Below are 18,733 nucleotides of genomic sequence, written 5' to 3'. Positions count from 1 at the left end.
GAGTAGGCATGAATCCCCAGAATCGCCCCCGCGATTGAAACCATACAAATCGCCGCCACAATGCCGGCATCTTCGCCGCATGAATCCCCAGAATCGCCCCCGCGATTGAAACTTGCTCGAATTGAGCCAGGGCGTTCCATGCGTGAAGCATGAATCCCCAGAATCGCCCCCGCGATTGAAACATAAAAATTCGTGGAGTCCCACCCACGTCCACGCATGAATCCCCAGAATCGCCCCCGCGACTGAAACGTAGAGACCTAATCACGAGAGGTGATCGCAAGGAGGACGTGGCCGTGCATGAATCCCCAGAATCGCCCCCGCGATTGAAACGTAGAGACGATGGTTGCCGAGGCAAATGAGTTTGGCATGAATCCCCAGAATCGCCCCCGCGATTGAAACACAACCGTCAAGGGTGTTGGTCCCCTACTGGCGGCGCATGAATCCCCAGAATCGCCCCCGCGATTGAAACTTTTCTTGTCTTCGATTTGAAGACTTGCCCGTTAGGTGCATGAATCCCCAGAATCGCCCCCGCGATTGAAACATTGACATTGATGCGGATACGAGTGGGGTGCCGGATGCATGAATCCCCAGAATCGCCCCCCGCGATTGAAACCGAAAGGGCTCCAAATGAAGGCCCACTCTTACCAAGCATGAATCCCCAGAATCGCCCCCGCGATTGAAACTTCCATGGTTGGCATTATAATGGGGTGGATTATTATCGGCATGAATCCCCAGAATCGCCCCCGCGATTGAAACTCTGGTAAATCCGCCACAATTTTCTTGATTTCCTGCATGAATCCCCAGAATCGCCCCCGCGATTGAAACAACTATTACAATTTTTAACATGATTTCAATTGATGCATGAATCCCCAGAATCGCCCCCCGCGATTGAAACACCACGAGGAAATCGATTGCACACTTCTCACGCTGCATGAATCCCCAGAATCGCCCCCGCGATTGAAACTGTATTATTCTTGACAAACAATAAAATTGGTATAAAGCATGAATCCCCAGAATCGCCCCCGCGATTGAAACTGGCGATTTTGATACCCCGGCTGTCGAATTTCCTTCGCATGAATCCCCCAGAATCGCCCCCGCGATTGAAACTGTCAACGGCCTGCTGCGGGTGACGATTGCGCCTCGCATGAATCCCCAGAATCGCCCCCCGCGATTGAAACGTGGCAGCTGTTTGATCTGCGATGTACAGTGCCGTGGCATGAATCCCCAGAATCGCCCCGCGATTGAAACACCACCATTTGGGTCATCTTGAATGTCAATAAATGACAAAGGCATGAATCCCCAGAATCGCCCCCGCGATTGAAACATTATTACATGGAGAAATACAAACGAGGGCATTGGGATGCATGAATCCCCAGAATCGCCCCGCGATTGAAACAGCTAGAAGTCCTGCCTCTGAAACATTTTGTCCATGCATGAATCCCCAGAATCGCCCCCGCGATTGAAACATAACTGGTCTGGCGTCAAGAAACGAGTTTCGTCATGGCATGAATCCCCAGAATCGCCCCCGCGATTGAAACCTGCACTCGCTCTACCCGCATACCCACTACTTCTAGCATGAATCCCCAGAATCGCCCCCGCGATTGAAACGACGCGCAATGGCACAGAAACGCGGCGGAGTGCGCGCATGAATCCCCAGAATCGCCCCCGCGATTGAAACACCCTGGCATACTTTTTGTAGAGGATTATTGTGGTGCATGAATCCCCAGAATCGCCCCCGCGATTGAAACTGACCTACCGTGAACATTTTTGATTCTCCTGTTGGCATGAATCCCCAGAATCGCCCCCATGCGATTGAAACTGGCATCCGGGGACGGAAGCCACAAACCACGACAAGGCATGAATCCCCAGAATCGCCCCCGCGATTGAAACAAACTAGCCATCAGTGGCTACTGTGGGCAACGGCGCATGAATCCCCAGAATCGCCCCCCGCGATTGAAACCAAAACAATTGTCAATGAACTTCAACGAGAGTGGGGGCATGAATCCCCAGAATCGCCCCCGCGATTGAAACCACTCTCTCCTGTTGTGTGCTGGTTGACTTCCTCAAGCATGAATCCCCAGAATCGCCCCCGCGATTGAAACACGGCCTGCCAGCAAGCCACAAAACGGCGGAAAGCCGCATGAATCCCCAGAATCGCCCCCGCGATTGAAACTGTTAAATTCGCATTCATTTTTTTCTCTTTGATTCGCATGAATCCCCAGAATCGCCCCCGCGATTGAAACGTTGGCTATGTCAAACCACACCAAGACGGGGCAACGGGGCATGAATCCCCAGAATCGCCCCCGCGATTGAAACGATAGCAGCTCTTCTTGCCAATCCTCGTTGCCATTCGCATGAATCCCCAGAATCGCCCCCGCGATTGAAACTTCCACCTGACGTACAAAAGGAGCAAAGGATAGGTCGCATGAATCCCCCAGAATCGCCCCCGCGATTGAAACACCAGGCTCATTACGAGCATCAGGTAACACGAACAAGCATGAATCCCCAGAATCGCCCCCCCCGCGATTGAAACGTGACGGAATCCTGACGGATTTCCATACTGATTTGCATGAATCCCCAGAATCGCCCCCGCGATTGAAACTCCAATGACCGTCACACTCAGAGACTACCAACAAAGCATGAATCCCCCAGAATCGCCCCCGCGATTGAAACAGGCCGCAGCTATACCAGCCCGCAAACGGCATTCCTGGGCATGAATCCCCAGAATCGCCCCCGCGATTGAAACGGTAAGCTGCGCCAGCAGGCGCGACATGAGCACGGCATGAATCCCCAGAATCGCCCCCCGCGATTGAAACTCTTCGGGAATTAGGCTCCATTCATCTTCTGTTGTTGCATGAATCCCCAGAATCGCCCCGCGATTGAAACATTGGGAATCAGCCCCCATACCAGGACGTGGAAGAAGCATGAATCCCCAGAATCGCCCCCGCGATTGAAACAGGCTCAGCGCCGCATTCCCCGCCTCGACGCTGCCAGCATGAATCCCCCAGAATCGCCCCCGCGATTGAAACGGCACACGATACCATGTGCTGCCCAGGGAATCCAAGCATGAATCCCCCAGAATCGCCCCCGCGATTGAAACTTTGCTTGCTCCTTGAGATACGCCTCTTGCTCTTTGCATGAATCCCCAGAATCGCCCCCGCGATTGAAACATGCGATTGCGGCGCGCCGCATCACTGATGGCGCGCGCATGAATCCCCAGAATCGCCCCCGCGATTGAAACCTCTATTGCCTCATACCACGATACCCACCGCGCCAAGCATGAATCCCCAGAATCGCCCCCGCGATTGAAACCAGCGTCGCTCACCAGCCCCCCTCGCAGCTGTTGACAGGCATGAATCCCCAGAATCGCCCCCGCGATTGAAACTTGGGCGAATTTGGCATAGGCAACAGCAGCGCGGTTAGCATGAATCCCCAGAATCGCCCCCCGCGATTGAAACCCGAAACATAGGGCGCTCGCGGCAGCCGGCAGACCGCATGAATCCCCAGAATCGCCCCCGCGATTGAAACCGACATAGAACTCTTCTGTTGCATAATCCTTCCATGGGCATGAATCCCCAGAATCGCCCCCGCGATTGAAACGAGTATTTGGAATAGGCGCGAGGGGTTTGTCCCGGCATGAATCCCCAGAATCGCCCCCGCGATTGAAACAATGCGCTGGCTATCGGACCAGATGGCAACCTCTAGCATGAATCCCCAGAATCGCCCCCGCGATTGAAACATGACCGTGCCGGAGATGCAGCGGATTATCGTCGGTGTGCATGAATCCCCAGAATCGCCCCCGCGATTGAAACGCTAGGCGGCACGATTGACGACAACGCCGCCATCTGCATGAATCCCCAGAATCGCCCCCGCGATTGAAACTGGAGACGCACCCGCCAAAGCCATCAAAAAGACAATGCATGAATCCCCAGAATCGCCCCCCGCGATTGAAACCAGCTTTTGCCGGCGGAGGATAGCAGGATAAGCGCATGCATGAATCCCCAGAATCGCCCCCCGCGATTGAAACTGCGGTACTAGACCTGGGCGCGGCGGCGACCAATGGGCATGAATCCCCAGAATCGCCCCCGCGATTGAAACTAGCAGGCGTTGTATCAGTTCTGTCGGCCTGCTGGCATGAATCCCCAGAATCGCCCCCGCGATTGAAACGCGAATTAAAGGCAATAAAAACATCGGCACGTGTTGCATGAATCCCCAGAATCGCCCCCGCGATTGAAACTTCAGACAGCAGCGCAATTCCTACGGGGTTGGTTGTGCATGAATCCCCAGAATCGCCCCCGCGATTGAAACGATTTGCCAGACTGAGGCGCATTAGAACACACCGGCATGAATCCCCAGAATCGCCCCCGCGATTGAAACAAGCGCTATACTTCCCAACCATTCGGCGGATTCGCCGCATGAATCCCCAGAATCGCCCCCGCGATTGAAACATGAACCATGCCCCAAGGTTGTTTGATGGTAATTGTTGCATGAATCCCCAGAATCGCCCCCGCGATTGAAACGGTGTCGTAGACGGACAGGATTTCCTGTCCCTTGTAGCATGAATCCCCAGAATCGCCCCCCGCGATTGAAACGATAGATGATAACGGAAGTGGCTCCAACTTTTGGGGCATGAATCCCCCAGAATCGCCCCCGCGATTGAAACCGGCGGCTGCGTTTGCGGAATGGGCGGTGGCGTTGCATGAATCCCCAGAATCGCCCCCCGCGATTGAAACTTGCGACCCACTAATTGGTATCCTAAACTTTCTGGCATGAATCCCCAGAATCGCCCCCCGATTGAAACTTATGGCCGATTATCGGTAGTCCGACGATGTTCTTGCATGAATCCCCCAGAATCGCCCCCCGCGATTGAAACCGCTGCATTACGAAGGGCAGTTTTGCGCCTTGCCCGCATGAATCCCCCAGAATCGCCCCCCGCGATTGAAACGCACATGATACGGCTGGTCTGGGTAGACTGGCGGAGCATGAATCCCCCAGAATCGCCCCCCGCGATTGAAACTTGACCGCAAACCGTAGGCCAGACCTTACGGTTCACGCATCCCCCCAGAATCGCCCTCGTGACAGGGTTTTTCAGTAGTCCGGAAATCTGCCATCCGAAAGCGAGTTGGAGCAAATCGCGTTTGCTTCTCACTCTTGTGGCAAATCGCCGCAACTTCGGGAAAAGCCGCCTTCGATACGACTACTGAAAAATCCTATGTGGGTGGCGGATTTGCTTGCAGGGACGGGCGCGTGTTGCTACACTCCTGAGTGATGATACGCCTTTTTGATTTGCGTGATCTGGCTCTGGTACATCGCCTGAGTGGTGAGTCAATTTCCTTCCACGCTGAGTCGGCGCTGACAAGCGACGTCCACCCTGTACGCAGCGCGCTTGCCGGCATGTTAATGGGCCGCCCCTTTTCGACATACATCTGGAAAGCGGACGAAAATGGCGCTGCCGGTTTCGTGCAACTGCAACTGCGCGAAGAGGGCGCGCAGGCCCAATTGATTCGCGTCGGCCTGGAACTGGCGGAACCTGCCATGACGGGCGAGCAGCAAGGAAATGGCGATGCGCTGGACATCTGGCTGCCACTGATGGACCAGTTGGCCGTGGAAGCAGGCCAGCAAGGAGTGCAGCACCTGATCGCGGAAGTAAGCGAGTTGGGCGACGAGCTGCCGCTGCTGCGCCGTGCCGGTTTTGCCGTGTATACGCGCAAGGACGTGTGGATGCTGCGGACGTATGAGGCAGCGGCCGGGCCGCAGATCCTCACCCCGCGCAAGTCAGTGGATGATTGGGACATCCATTTGCTTTATGCGAACATCGTTCCCCGATTGATTCAATTGGTGGAACCATCACCGCCGCTGCAAGATGGGGCGGTGTGGGTGCTGCATGAGGATGGGGAGATGACGGCGTTGGTGCAGCGCCGCGATGGACCAGGAGCAAGCTGGTTAAGTTTGTTCATTCATCCGGGAGCGCATATGCCGGCAGAAACCATCATCGCCGCCGCCCTCCAACTCAAACCACCCGAAGCCGACCGCCCCCTTTACTGCTGCGTTCCCCGTTACCAGGGCTGGCTGCAAAACATCCTACCGCGGCTCGGTTTCCGGCTGAGCGGCAGCTACGCCGTCATGGTGCGGCACATCGTCAAGCGCGCACCCGCCTTGCAGCCGGAACGCGCCGCCGTCATCGCCAGCAAGCAAGTTGCCGGCAGCACCCCTTTCATCTCGCACCCACCGGCGCGACCGAAACAACGCTCCTGACGTGCTCGTTTTGCCCCTTTCGCCCTACTGATTGCGCCACGCGGGCAAGCCCGTGGCAACAACACACTCCGTAAGAATTGAATTTTCCTGGGACGACGGCAATCAGCCGCTTCATGCACCAGACAGCAAGAAGATACAAAACAACAATGTCTAAAGAACAAGCTAGAGAAGAATTGCACGCGCTGCTGGCGGTGCTGCCGGCAGGCGTGCGGGATCGAATCCAAGAAATCGACCGCGACGAGGAACTGCTTGAAGTGGTGATGGACCTCGGTCGCCAACCCACGGCTCGTTACTTTGATGGGGAGGTGGTGCTGCGCCAGGGGGAAGTGACGCAGGCGGAAATTGGCGTGGTGGTGGAGGGAATTGGGGATTTCGATGATGACAATCGTGCCGGCATTACCCGCACCCTCCATCGTATCTCCGGCATCCGCAACCGCCGCGGCGAAGTCGTCGGCCTCACCTGCCGCGTCGGACGCGCCGTCTACGGCACACTCGACATCATCGCCGACATCGTCGCCGAAGGCAACAGCATCCTCCTCGTCGGTCGCCCCGGCGTGGGCAAAACCACCATGCTGCGCGAAATGGCCCGCGTCCTCTCCGAAACCAAACGGGTCATCATCGTAGACACCTCCAACGAAATCGGCGGCGATGGCGACATCCCCCACCCCGCCGTGGGGCGCGCCCGCCGGATGCAGGTTCCCCGCCCGTCCCACCAGCACGAGACGATGATCGAGGCAGTGGAAAACCACAACCCCGAAGTAATCATCATCGACGAAATCGGGCGCGAGCAGGAAGCCAAAGCCGCGCGCACCATCAACGAACGCGGCGTGCAACTCATCGGCACGGCCCACGGCAACAGCCTGGACAACCTGCTCCTCAACCCCACCCTCTCCGATCTGGTCGGCGGCATCGAAAGCGTCACCCTCTCCGACGAGGAAGCCCGCCGCCGCGGCACGCAAAAAACGGTCCTGGAACGGCGCGCACCACCTACTTTTAACATCATGGTGGAAATCCAGGACCGACAGCGACTGCTGGTGCATCGCAGCGTGGCCGACTCCGTGGATGCCATGTTGCGCCGCCGCCCCATGAATGTGGAACTACGCTTCCGCGATGAAAACGGCCAGATTCAGGTGGAGCGGCAAGAACTGCTGAAGGATGCGCCCGGCCTCTCGCCCCGTACTCTCTCCACCGCACAAGGGCAGCGCGCACAAGATGCCGGCAAATCGTCACGACGCGCACGCCAGGAAAGCAGCGGCAACGGCAGCGGGCGGCCCCAGGCGAATTTCGTAGCCAGCGGGGATCCGCCCAAATCATTGCGCATCTTCTCCTACGGCGTGGCGCGTAACCGCATCATCCAGGCGGGGCAATCACTGGGCGTGCGCGTCGAACTGGTGGACGAACTCAGCGACGCGGATGTGCTGCTGACGCTGAAGAATTACTACCGGCGGCGGCGGCGCGTGATCAGCGACGCGGAACAGAAGCGGAAACCGATTTACGTTCTGCGAGCCAATACGGTCAACCAGATCGAGAATTTTCTGGCGGAGGCGCTGAGCCTGGAGGCAGCGCCTCAGGACCCTTTTGAGCGAGCGATCTCCGAGGCGGAGAAGGCAATCAACCTGATTCAGTCGGGACGCGGCAGCGTGGACTTGAGTCCCGCCGGCTCCGCCATTCGTCGCTACCAACACCAACTGGCGCGCCAGGCGAACCTGGTTTCGCACAGCTACGGCAAGGAACCAAATCGGCACGTGCGCATTTTCAACAATGCGCGCAACGAAGGCACAACCCCGGAACAGAGCAGCGCCATGTAAACGAATTCCGTGACCGGATACTCGCTCCTGTTCAGATCGGTTCGTTCCTGGTAACGGCTAAGTAACCGTCCGAAAATAACTTCATGCCTTTTTTCGGACGGTTACTGACTAGCTGGATAGCCGCTCTCCAGGCATTTCCGCTGATTTAATCGCTCTCTGGAGATTGGGCCAATTTCACCGGAGAAAACAGGTCCAATCTGGCCTGGCGGTTACCATTCCTGGAGAATGAACCAATCTTGGGTAGTCTGGTGGTCAGAGCAGGATGACTCCATTAGCCATTCGACGATTCACAAATCCACCAATTAATCGTTCACTTGAAAAGACGACAAAAATCTCACGGCAGAGCATCCGTCGATGTGCCAGATCGGGACTTTTGTAGTCTCTACTTTTCGGGACAGGGTATGTTTATTACGTTTGAGGGGCCGGAAGGCGGAGGGAAAACAACACAGATCGGTTTGTTGGGGGCGTTTTTACGGGAGCAGGGGTGGCAGGTGTTGCCGACGCGGGAACCGGGGGGAACGCGCATCGGCGATCAGATTCGGGATTGTTTGCATGATGTGCGCAATACGGGGATGATGCCGCAGACGGAACTGCTGCTATATTCGGCGTCGCGGGCGCAGATTGTGCATGAGGTGATTCGTCCGGCGTTGAATGCCGGCATTCTCGTCCTCTGCGATCGCTTCTTTGACAGCACCCTCGCCTACCAGGGTTACGGGCGCGGCTTGGACCTGCCCACCCTGCGCCAGATCACCCACTTCGCCACCGGCGGCCTCATCCCCGACCTGACCATCCTCTTCGACATAGACGTCGCATCAGGATTGGCCCGCCGCACCCAGGGTGGCGAAGAAATGAACCGCCTGGACCTGGAAGCCCTCACCTTTCACCAGCGCGTGCGGCACGGCTTTCATACGCTGGCAGCCGCCGAACCGCAACGATGGGTCGTCCTGGACGCCCAGCGCGACCCTCAGGTCGTCCAATCCGACCTACGTCGTATCATCGCAGCCCGGCTGCCTAAAAATCATCCCCCGCAAACGACGACTCCGTGCCCGCCAGGTCCGGCATAGACGACTCAATCTCATCGGGCGACTGCCCTTTTTCCAGGCGGTCCACCACCTCGTGAAACTCATCCCCCAGGTCTTCGCCCATTTCCCGGCTCATCTTGCGCATAAACTGGCCCAGCGCCCGTGGGTCTTCCTCATCCAACCCGGCCATCACGCTGTCGTCCGCCAGCGCGTCAAAACGACTTTCCTCCGACTTGCCCAACGCCACCCGGCCAATGATGCGCAACATCCGATTGCTCTGGCAGTGCGGGCAAACAGGCTCCGCTGAGTCATATTCCGCGTAGGAGAAAAACAAGCGCGCGCGACGGCGACAATTCTGGCAGCGGTAGTCATACATTGGCATGATTGTGTATCACCTCGTCAATGAGAAACGGAAGCAGCAAGAAAAGCTGCCCTCGTGGTAACTACTAACGCTCCGCAGTTACCCCTCGTGAAAAAACGGCCTGACGTCTTCTATTATAACGTCTCCGCTCGTTGCCGGCAGAACTATCCCATCGCGTGCATTCCTGGCGGTTCATTGGTAAGATATGGTTGCCATCCGCCACCAAACGCCAACCGTCCTGAACAACGAAATCACCCCGTATCTCCCGCGAGGCACGCCAGGCAGCACGAGGATATTCGTAATGCCGGCATCACCCGACAGGCGAAGCAAATGCTCATTCTGCCACGAACCGGCAGCGCCGCTAACGCCACCAACCGCCAACTTTCCAGAAACTCGCCCTACACCCTATTTCAAGAGGAGAATTGACTGCTTTGCCACAGGAAAACCTTTATCAGCGTCCTGAATACCCCGTCCTCGTCGTCATTTCTGGTCCTTCGGGCGTGGGAAAAGACACTATCGCCCGCCAACTGATTGCCACGCAGCCGCAAAAGTTCCATTTCGTTGTCACCGCCACGACCCGCCCGCCGCGCGTGGGAGAAGTGGAAGGGTATGACTATTTCTTCGTCACCAGCGACCAATTCGCGGCCATGATCGAGAATGACGAACTGCTAGAATACGCCGTCGTCTATAACGACTACAAAGGCATTCCCAAGCAGCAAATTCGGGACGCTTTGGACAGCGGGAGAGACGTGATCATGCGCCTGGACATCCAGGGCGCGGCCACCGTGCGCAAACTGATTCCCAATTGCATCTCTATCTTCCTCGTGGCGGAGTCGGAAGCATCCCTGTTGCAGCGACTGCAAGAACGCAAATCAGAGACACCGGAAGGGTTAAATTTGCGCATTGCCACGGCGCGGCAGGAAATGAAGCAGGTGCAGGCGTTTGACTACTGCGTGGTGAATGCCGCGGGCAGGCAGGAAGAAACGGTCGATCGGATTCTGGCGATTGTCAAGGCGGCGCACAGCCGCGTCCATCAGCATCCGGTGCGTCTAAAATAAAGGGCGCATCCGTTAATAGCGGCTTCGTTCGGGAATTGACGGATGCGCTGAAAGGGTTCTTGCTTGTAGGATAATGCAAAGCTTATTTTGGACGAACCCGAAGTAGGCGCGGCTATCCCACGGCGCTGGCAACCCAAACGATGACGCCGATGATGGTGATCATGATCAGGCCGTAAGCAGTGGCGGAACGCAGCACCCGCCCATCGTCCGCTCCGGTAACAGTGCTGCATCCGACAATGATTTTGGCGGGGGCGAAGCTGCTGCCCAAGGCGCCGCCGGTGGTTTGCGCTGCCAGGATGAGGGGCAGGGCCAGATTCAGGGCCTGCCCGGTTTGCTGCTGCAACTGGGCGAAGACGACGTTGCTGTTGGTGTTGCTGCCCGTCATCAGGGCGCCAAGGGCGCCAATGAAGGGGCTGAGGAAGGGGAAGAGGCGGCCTGTGTTGCTTAATGTCTCGGCCAGGAGTTGGGTCATGCCGGCATGTTGCATCGTCACCGCCATCGCCACCAGCGTAAAAATCGCCAGCGTCGAACTCACCGAACCCTTCACCGTCTTCCGCACGATCAGAGAAGCCCGGTATCCGTCACCACGCGGCGTCCCGCGCCGACGGAACCAGGCATAAGCCAGCACACTACTGTACAACAACAACGCCCCCGCGTGCCCAAACACCGACACGGAGCGGCCCGCTCCCGCCGCCGTCGTCCAGCCGTACGATGTACGCACCTGCGGAAACGTGAAATTCAACTGCACCGCATTCAGAGGTTTGTCCAGCGCCAACTGCCCCAGCACGATAATCACCACCAACAGCAAATAGGGGAAGAAAATGGACCACAAAGCCCCCCGGTCCATTTTGACCGCACGGTTGGCCTCTCCGCGCATCCGCCCCCGGTCCAACCAGCCAAAACGAAAATGAAGGATGCCGGCCACCATGCCCGCAAAGCCCGCGCCGAATGCCGCCAGCGTCCACAATCCGGCAGTTGCCAATCCCCACTGCACGCCGGCCATAATCGCCGCCAACCCCACGGCAGAATACCAGCGCTGGCGCAACGCGGCCCCGCCCCCGGCGATTAGCAGCGTGCCCAAACCGCACAGCAGGCAACTTATGCCCAACAAAGTGGCGGCAGGGCTGGCGAGCATGGTTCCTGGCAGCCCCGTGGCCGCCATCAAGGCCAGGAAGGAGGAACCGAGCGAGCCAAAGGTGACGGCCCAGGAGTGTCCCATCAGGGCCATCACCACGCTCTGATCGGCGGCGAATCCGAGGCCAACGAGCAATGGAGCCACAATAGCCGCGGGGACGCCGAAGCCGCTGGCGCCTTGCAGGAAGGAGGCGAATAACCAGCCAAGCAGGAGGGCTTGGGTGGTGCGGTCGGGCGCAAATGCCGGCATTATCTCCCGCATCGCCCCGATCACCCCCGCCTCATTCACCACATGATAAAACAGAAGAGCCATCCAAATAATGTACAGAACGTACAGCGCCAGCAGCACAGACCGCCCCCAGGCCACCCACAACAAATCAGCCCCCGCGCCAAACCATACCACGGCCACCACCGCCGCCACCGCCCAACCAACCGGACCTGCCTGACTACCCTTCCATCGCCGCCCCATCATTAAATAGAGCACCAACAATAAAGGCAACGCCGCCAACAAGACATTTACGAACGTTTTTTCTGGAATTTGCATGGTCGTCAGTATAACCTAACCGCCGCGTAAAGAATAACTCGTGGTCTGCCTTTGTGCCGGCATTCCCCCCACGTACAAACCCTCTTATAGACCATCATCTAACCAGGCTCCCCACATTCCTTGACGAAATACTGCCAGCGGCTAAAATTAGCCTAAGATGAGCGCGTTCCTGGGCAGACATAAGTCTTACGATCCATATTGCTTTGTTCTGCTGCTACCGGAACAACAGCCTGACTGTTCATCTAACTTCAGCCGTCCCGGACTAAAAATTCTAGCCCCCTCCAGTCTCTAGCCAAAAGCAGCAAACGCCCCCTCATTGTTGCGAGAACTGCGTTTGCGCTTATGCAAATGAAGGACACTTGATATCAGAAGTAAGGAGAGTTTTCATAAGCACAACTTCAATTCACCAATGTTCTATCATCCATCCCCATTCCGTATCCGCTTGCGGCAAACGCATTTCCCACGCGCCTTGCCTGCGGGAAAACTACAGCCTGATTTAGGAGAGATGCAATGAGTAAAAAATCTATCCTGGCTATCGTCCTGATCGCACTGGTCTCACTCTTCGCGGCCACCGTCAGCGCGAGCCAACCATCGGAGATGAGCTTTCAACCGGTAGCGGTTGAGCGCGTTCCGGCTCCGATAGTGCAAGACAAGGGAGCCACTGGTGTAGCCAACTACATCGTGCAACTCAACGACGCCCCCCTGGCGCTCTACAATGGCGGCGTCGCCGGCCTGGCGGCCACCAGCGCCGAAGCGGCGGGCACGTTCGACATCAAGAGCGCGGCCGCCGTGGCCTATCGCGCTCACTTGATTGACGCGCAGAATTCTCTGGTCAGTGCGGCGGCCGCCGCCCTTGGGCGCAATGTGACCGCGGGAGCGCAGTACCAGTACGCGCTCAATGCCGTCGTGTTGGCCCTCACGCCCGAAGAAGCGGCCTCCGTCGCTACCCTCAACGGCGTGAAACTGCTGTTCCGCGAACGCATAGAACAGATGGTTACGGATTCCAGCCCTGAATGGATCGGCGCGAACAACGTCTGGGACGGCAGCGCCACGGGCACGCCCAGCCTGGGCGAAGGAACCGTCATCGCCGTCTTGGACAGCGGCATCAATTTCGATCATCCGTCGTTTGCCGATCCCGGCCCGGTGGATGGCTACGACTTCCCCGCCCCGCCGCAGTACTTCGGCGTCTGCGATCCGGGCGACCCGCAGTACAACCCCGCCTACACCTGCAATGACAAACTCATCGGCGCGTACAGCTTCGTCACCGAAGCGGTGACGCCGGAAGACTCCGACGGCCACGGCAGCCACACCGCCAGCACCGCCGCCGGCAACTTCGCCGATGCCGTGCTGGAAGCGCCCACCATCACGATTGAGGCGCAGGTGAAGGGCGTGGCCCCGCACGCGCACGTCATGTCCATGGACGTCTGCACGGCTGGCTGCCCCACCTTCTCCGTCTTGGAGGCGATTGACAAAATTGTGGAATTGAACGGCATCTATCCGGGTCTGATCGACGCCATCAACTATTCCATCAGCGGTGGTCCGTTGGCCTGGGGCGACCCGGTAGAAGAAGGCTTCCTTTCCGCGACGGCGGTGGGTGTGTTTGTGTCCGCCTCCGCCGGCAACAGCGGCCCCGGTCCTTCCACGGCCGCGCACCGCTCCCCCTGGCTCACCAGCGTCGCCGCGGCGACGCAGGCGCGCACCTATGAAACCGGCATCGTCAACATGAGCGGCGGCACGAATCCGCCCGCCGACATGGTTGGCCGCGCCATCACCGCCGGCTATGGGCCGGAGATGATTGTGTACGCCGGAGACTATGACAACGGCGACCCCGATCCGGAGCAATGCCTCAACCCGTTCCCGCCCGGAACGTGGAGTGGTGAAATCGTGGTCTGCGACCGCGGCTCCATCGCCCGCGTGGACAAGGGCGCGAACGTCCTGGCCGGCGGCGCCGGCGGTTTCGTGTTGGCCAACGCGGCCAGCAATGGTGAATCCACGAACGCCGACCCGCACTTTTTGCCGGCAGCGCACATTGGCTACGCCGACGCCCAGGTGCTGGAAGCGTGGCTGGCCGGTGGTTCCGGTCACGTGGCCACCATCCCTGAAGCGGTGCGTACCGTAGACCCGGCGAACGGCGATCACACGGCAGGCTTCAGCTCCCGTGGTCCGAATACCACGTTTGACACCATCATCCCGGACATCATGGGTCCCGGCGTAGACATCTACGCGGCCGTGGCCGATGGCGTCATCCCGCCGGATGGTCAGAGCGAGTTTGACTTCCTCAGCGGAACGTCCATGTCCAGCCCGCACGACGCGGGTGTCAGCCTGCTGCTGAAATCGCTCCACCCGAACTGGTCCCCGCCGCAGATTCAGTCGGCGATCATGACCACTGCCGTGTACATGGGTCCGACGAAAGAAGACAACGTCACCCCCGCCGACCCGTTCGACATGGGCGCGGGCCGGATGCAGGTGGACTGGGCGGCCCAGGCTGGCCTGGTGCTGGATGAGTCCATCAGCAACTTCACGGACGCCAACCCCGATCTGGGCGGCGATCCCCGTGCCCTGAATATCGCCAGCATGGCGAACTCACAATGCGTGGCCGGCAACTGCTCCTGGACGCGCACAGTCATGGCCACCGTGGACGGCTCCTGGACGGCAAGCTGGGCAGGCGATTTCCCCCTGACCATTGAACCGGCCAGCTTCAGCCTCATGGCCGGCGAAACGCAGGAACTGACCATCACGGCAGATGCCTCCGGCGCAACACCCGGTGACTGGACCTTCTCCAACGTTATCCTCACCCCGGCCCCGGCAAACGCGCCCGTGAACCGTCCCGTCCTCACCGGCGGCGACCCGGGTCTGGCGCGGGAAACGACCGGCGCGGATAGTAACGCCCCCACCGGCACGGCTCCCGCCCTCGGTGACTACCAGGCTCCGCAGGACGTTCTCTACGACAACGGCCCGCTGGTCAACTGCGCCGGCTGCGGCGCGGGCGGCGCGGACGAAAGCGTGCTGCAAAGCACCACCCTGCTCATGACCACCCTCGGCTTCGGCCACCAGTTCACCGTGGGCAACCGCATCGCCGATGACTTCACCATTAGCGATCCCGATGGCTGGAACATCGACCAGATCACCTTCTTTGGCTACCAGACAAACGCGCCCACCAATCCTTCCCCGATTACGGGCGTCTACTACCAGATTTGGGATGGCCCGCCCAATGATCCGGGCAGCAGCGTCATCTTTGGCGACACCGGCACCAACCGCCTGACCAACTCCACCTGGGCCAACATGTATCGCGTTAGCGAGACGACGCAAGGCACGACCGGTCGCGCCATATTCGCCAACGTCGCTTCCGCGGGCGTCACCCTGCCTGCCGGCACGTACTGGCTGGACTGGATGACGGACGGCAGCGCCTCGTACTCTGGTCCGTGGGCGCCGCCGATCACCATCAACGGCGAAACGACCACGGGCAACGCCATGCAGTACACGGGCACCTGGGGTCCGGCCAATGACGGCGGTACGCTCACGCAGCAGGGCTTCCCCTTCATCATTGAAGGGAGTGTGGCCGGCGGCGGCGGCGGCGGCAGCTTCAGCGAGACCTCCAACCCGAACCTGGACATCCCCGACGATGCCTACGATGGCTCGCTGGGCAGCATGGCTTGCGACACCATCGACGCCTCCAGCATTCCTGGCGGCGAGACGGTGAGCAACGTCACCCTGTCTCTGGGCGCGACCCACACCTGGATCGGCGACCTGACAGTGAAACTGCAAAGCCCCGATGGCAACATTCTGGGCGTGTTTAGCCGCGTCGGTTACGCTGAGCCTGCCGACGATGGACAAGGCTGCTGCGGCGACAGCTCCAACCTGGACGGCACGCCGCTGCTGTTCGACGATGCCTCTGGCGACGACGCGGAGACGATGGGCAACACCATCGGCTCCTCCGAATTCGTCTGCACGACGGACGGTCGCTGCGACTACTACCCGAATCCTGATTCGGTGGTCGGACACAGCAGTTTCGCCGACTTCAACGGCGAGAACGCCTCCGGCATGTGGATGCTGTGCATGGGCGACAGCGCGGGTGGCGACACCGGCGTGTTCCAGGAATGGACGCTGAACATTGAGTACGGCGGCGGCGGTGGCGGCGGGGAAATCCCCGAAGCGCACATGCCTGTGGCCGTCATACCAGTGCTGGGCGAGCTGCCGACGGAAGTGAACATCACCACGCGGCGTGACGCCGGTTCCTGGTTGGTTCCTGACAACACGGCGATTGAGATCACCGATCTCACTTCCACCTTCCACGGTCCGGCTCCGGCAACCATCACAACCGAGATGCTTAGCCAGGACCCGACCAACACCGATCCTTACGACAATCTGAACGACGGCACCACCTTCTGGACCTCGGTCACGGTTAACCCCGGTGATCTCTGGTTCGTGGCTCAGATCACGGCTTCCGAGGCGCCGGACATTGACCTGTTCGTCGGTCTGGACACCAATGGCAACGGCCCCGAACCGGGTGAAGAGTTATGCGCCAGCACGACTTCTTCCTGGACGGAAATCTGCGAGTTCGACAACCCGACGCCAGGCGACTGGTGGGTGTTGGTGCAGAACTGGCAGGAATCCGACAATCCGCCAGACGAAGTAACGTTGGCGACGGCCTCCGTACCGGATGCGGATGCGGGCCTGATGTGGGTGGAAGGCCCTGCCGCGGTTCCTCCGGGCCAGCCGTTTGACTTGCGCGTCTATTGGGACGGCACGGGTCTGCTCAGCGAAGGCCTCGTGTGGTATGGCATCTTTGACCTGGGTACGGATCCGGGCAATCCGGGCAACCTGGGGAGTGCTCCGGTAACGTTGAGCCGCGTGGCGGATGACGTGACCAAGAGTGTGGACAATGCGGCGCCCAATCCAGGCGATACGTTGACCTACACGATCACGGTGCAACCGAACGTGACCAATGAAGATCTGAGTTACATGCTCACGGATACGATTCCGGATGGCCTGACCTACGTACCTGGGTCGGCTTCTGCTTCCTTCGGCACGGTAGACGTGGTGGGGAACCAGTTGACCTGGACGGGCACGATGGTTCTTCCGGGCTATACGTACCAGATAGCAACCAGTGATACCGATCCGGGTGGGTGCACGGCTCCGTTGGCGACGGATGGCGCGTACGTGGACCTGGCGGCCTATGGCATCACGCCTGATCCGACCGTCTTCGGCGACACAGTTGATTACTCGGTGAACCCGACGGGCGGTCCGTTCAGCTTCTTCGGTGAGTATCAGGGTGAGTTGATTCACTTCACGGACGATGGCTTTGCCTTCTTTGAGCCGTCAACGCCTGGAGCGCAGCCGTGGGTGAATGAGCCAATCCCGACGGCGGGTGATCCGGACAACTTGATGGCGATGTTCTGGCGAGACATGGAAATTGTTTACGATGCCGGCACAAACCGGGGCGTAACAATTGCTAACCTCACCAGCGGCGGTCAACCCGTGGCCGTTGTCATTGAGTACGACGACGTGGAAGACTGGCCTGCCGGCGGCAACCCGACCTATGACTTCGAGTTGGTTGCCTATTACGAGCCTGATCCGGGCGAGTATGAGTACGTCTTCGCCTACAACAACCTCACCGGCGACGTAACGGCGGGCACGATTGGTCTGGAGAATGCGGATGGTTCGGCGGGCGTTCAGTACGCCTACAACGACATCGCCGTCACCGACGGCATGGCGGTCTGCTTCGACTTCGCGCCCGTGGTGCAGGAACCGGCGACCATCACCTACCAGGTGACGGTGGACCAGAATGCCTGCGGCACGCTGTCCAATGAAGTGGTTCACGACACCGACAATCCGGGCAGTATGCCGGCAATGACCCAGGCTGACGTGACCGTGGAATGTGGCGGCGCGCAGTTGACACTGGACTACACGTACTACACGCGCGGTGGTGGCACGATCTCCGGCACGCTCTCCTTCTACGATGATGGCACGTACATGGACGAAAGCGGCGGTATGGGTGCATGGCAGTTCATCCCCAACCCGCCACGCATTCGCTTCATCTACACCGACGGCTCCCGCTGTGGCGCTATCTCGCAAGGCCACTACGCGGGCAACCTCCAGGTTCAGGGCTACTGGGCCTGCACCGACGGCTCCGGTCGTTGGGGAACCTGGGATGCCAGCATCGTCACAGGCTTCGAGAACGGCATTCCCACCACGCCTTTGGGCGCGGAGGCTTTGCCGGCATTTAAGTAAACCCTCATGAGCAAACACCTGGTGAGCGCGAGCTGACCAGGTGCTTGTCAAACAGAAAAAGCGGTGGGTTTCGCACGAAACCTACCGCTTTTTTGTTGAGACAGTTGCGGCGGGGACAATCTCCAGAAGGACGGGAGCGGTTGGGAAAACGACGCCCATCTGGGAAGTGCGTAACTGTGACAAGACCGCGCGGGCGTGCTAAGATAGCGGCCTCAACGCCTAGGAGCGGAAATTGCATAAGACAACGAAGTTGTTTCCTTACCGCTCCTTCAAACTGGCGCTACAATTTCCGTTTGTAACTATTCACGTCTCCGAGAGAT

The 18,733-nt window shown here is 59.1% G+C and carries 7 protein-coding genes and 1 CRISPR repeat array (1 of these 8 running past the window's edge); of the genes, 5 read left to right on the top strand and 2 right to left on the bottom strand.

What is annotated here, in order from left to right; all coding sequences use genetic code 11:
• A CRISPR array of direct repeats spans positions 1–5,085; the repeat unit is 27 nt; unit sequence CCCCAGAATCGCCCCCGCGATTGAAAC; it reaches 8,932 nt to the left of the window's first position.
• Between the two features lie 183 nt (positions 5,086–5,268).
• The 3 genes from H6650_15645 to H6650_15635 all read left to right on the top strand — a co-directional run bounded on the left by H6650_15645 (position 5,269) and on the right by H6650_15635 (position 9,127).
• Positions 5,269–6,255, top strand: a complete 987-nt coding sequence (locus H6650_15645; GenBank protein ID MCB8953440.1) for a hypothetical protein — start codon at positions 5,269–5,271, stop codon at positions 6,253–6,255.
• A gap of 146 nt (positions 6,256–6,401) precedes the next feature.
• A complete protein-coding gene (locus H6650_15640) occupies positions 6,402–8,063 on the top strand; it encodes an AAA family ATPase (GenBank protein MCB8953439.1) in 1,662 nt (553 codons plus the stop codon).
• A 401-nt stretch (positions 8,064–8,464) separates the two neighbouring features.
• Positions 8,465–9,127, top strand: a complete 663-nt coding sequence (locus H6650_15635) for a dTMP kinase (GenBank protein MCB8953438.1) — start codon at positions 8,465–8,467, stop codon at positions 9,125–9,127.
• On the opposite strand, the gene H6650_15630 is transcribed toward H6650_15635, so the two are convergent.
• A complete protein-coding gene (locus H6650_15630; protein MCB8953437.1) occupies positions 9,075–9,467 on the bottom strand; it encodes a zinc ribbon domain-containing protein in 393 nt (130 codons plus the stop codon). The genes H6650_15635 and H6650_15630 overlap by 53 nt on opposite strands.
• A 401-nt stretch (positions 9,468–9,868) precedes the next feature.
• On the opposite strand from H6650_15630, the gene gmk reads away from it, so the two are divergent.
• A complete protein-coding gene (gene gmk / locus H6650_15625) occupies positions 9,869–10,504 on the top strand; it encodes a guanylate kinase (GenBank protein ID MCB8953436.1) in 636 nt (211 codons plus the stop codon).
• A gap of 112 nt (positions 10,505–10,616) precedes the next feature.
• On the opposite strand, the gene H6650_15620 is transcribed toward gmk, so the two are convergent.
• Positions 10,617–12,182 carry an L-lactate permease gene (locus H6650_15620; protein MCB8953435.1) on the bottom strand — a complete coding sequence of 522 codons (1,566 nt, stop codon included), beginning with the start codon at positions 12,180–12,182 and terminating at the stop codon, positions 10,617–10,619.
• Positions 12,183–12,692: 510 nt separating this feature from the next.
• Between H6650_15620 and H6650_15615 the strand changes: the two genes are divergently transcribed.
• Positions 12,693–18,413 (top strand): S8 family serine peptidase, encoded by a 5,721-nt coding sequence (locus tag H6650_15615; protein MCB8953434.1) that lies wholly within the window; start codon positions 12,693–12,695, stop codon positions 18,411–18,413.
• The last annotated feature ends 320 nt before the right edge of the window (positions 18,414–18,733 follow it).

It is taken from the genome of Ardenticatenales bacterium (assembly GCA_020634515.1).
In the GTDB taxonomy this organism is placed as follows: Bacteria; Chloroflexota; Anaerolineae; order Promineifilales; family Promineifilaceae; genus JAGVTM01.
Note: the sequence above shows the minus strand (reverse complement) of the source record. Positions and strands in the feature narration are given on the sequence as shown.

Excerpts from the sequence above, each read along its gene's own strand:
- H6650_15640 (MCB8953439.1), top strand. The coding sequence starts at position 6,402 with ATGTCTAAAGAACAAGCTAGAGAAGAATTGCACGCGCTGCTGGCGGTG.
- H6650_15645 (MCB8953440.1), top strand. The coding sequence starts at position 5,269 with ATGATACGCCTTTTTGATTTGCGTGATCTGGCTCTGGTACATCGCCTG.
- H6650_15630 (MCB8953437.1), bottom strand. The coding sequence starts at position 9,467 with ATGCCAATGTATGACTACCGCTGCCAGAATTGTCGCCGTCGCGCGCGC.
- H6650_15620 (MCB8953435.1), bottom strand. The coding sequence starts at position 12,182 with ATGCAAATTCCAGAAAAAACGTTCGTAAATGTCTTGTTGGCGGCGTTG.
- H6650_15635 (MCB8953438.1), top strand. The coding sequence starts at position 8,465 with ATGTTTATTACGTTTGAGGGGCCGGAAGGCGGAGGGAAAACAACACAG.
- H6650_15615 (MCB8953434.1), top strand. The coding sequence starts at position 12,693 with ATGAGTAAAAAATCTATCCTGGCTATCGTCCTGATCGCACTGGTCTCA.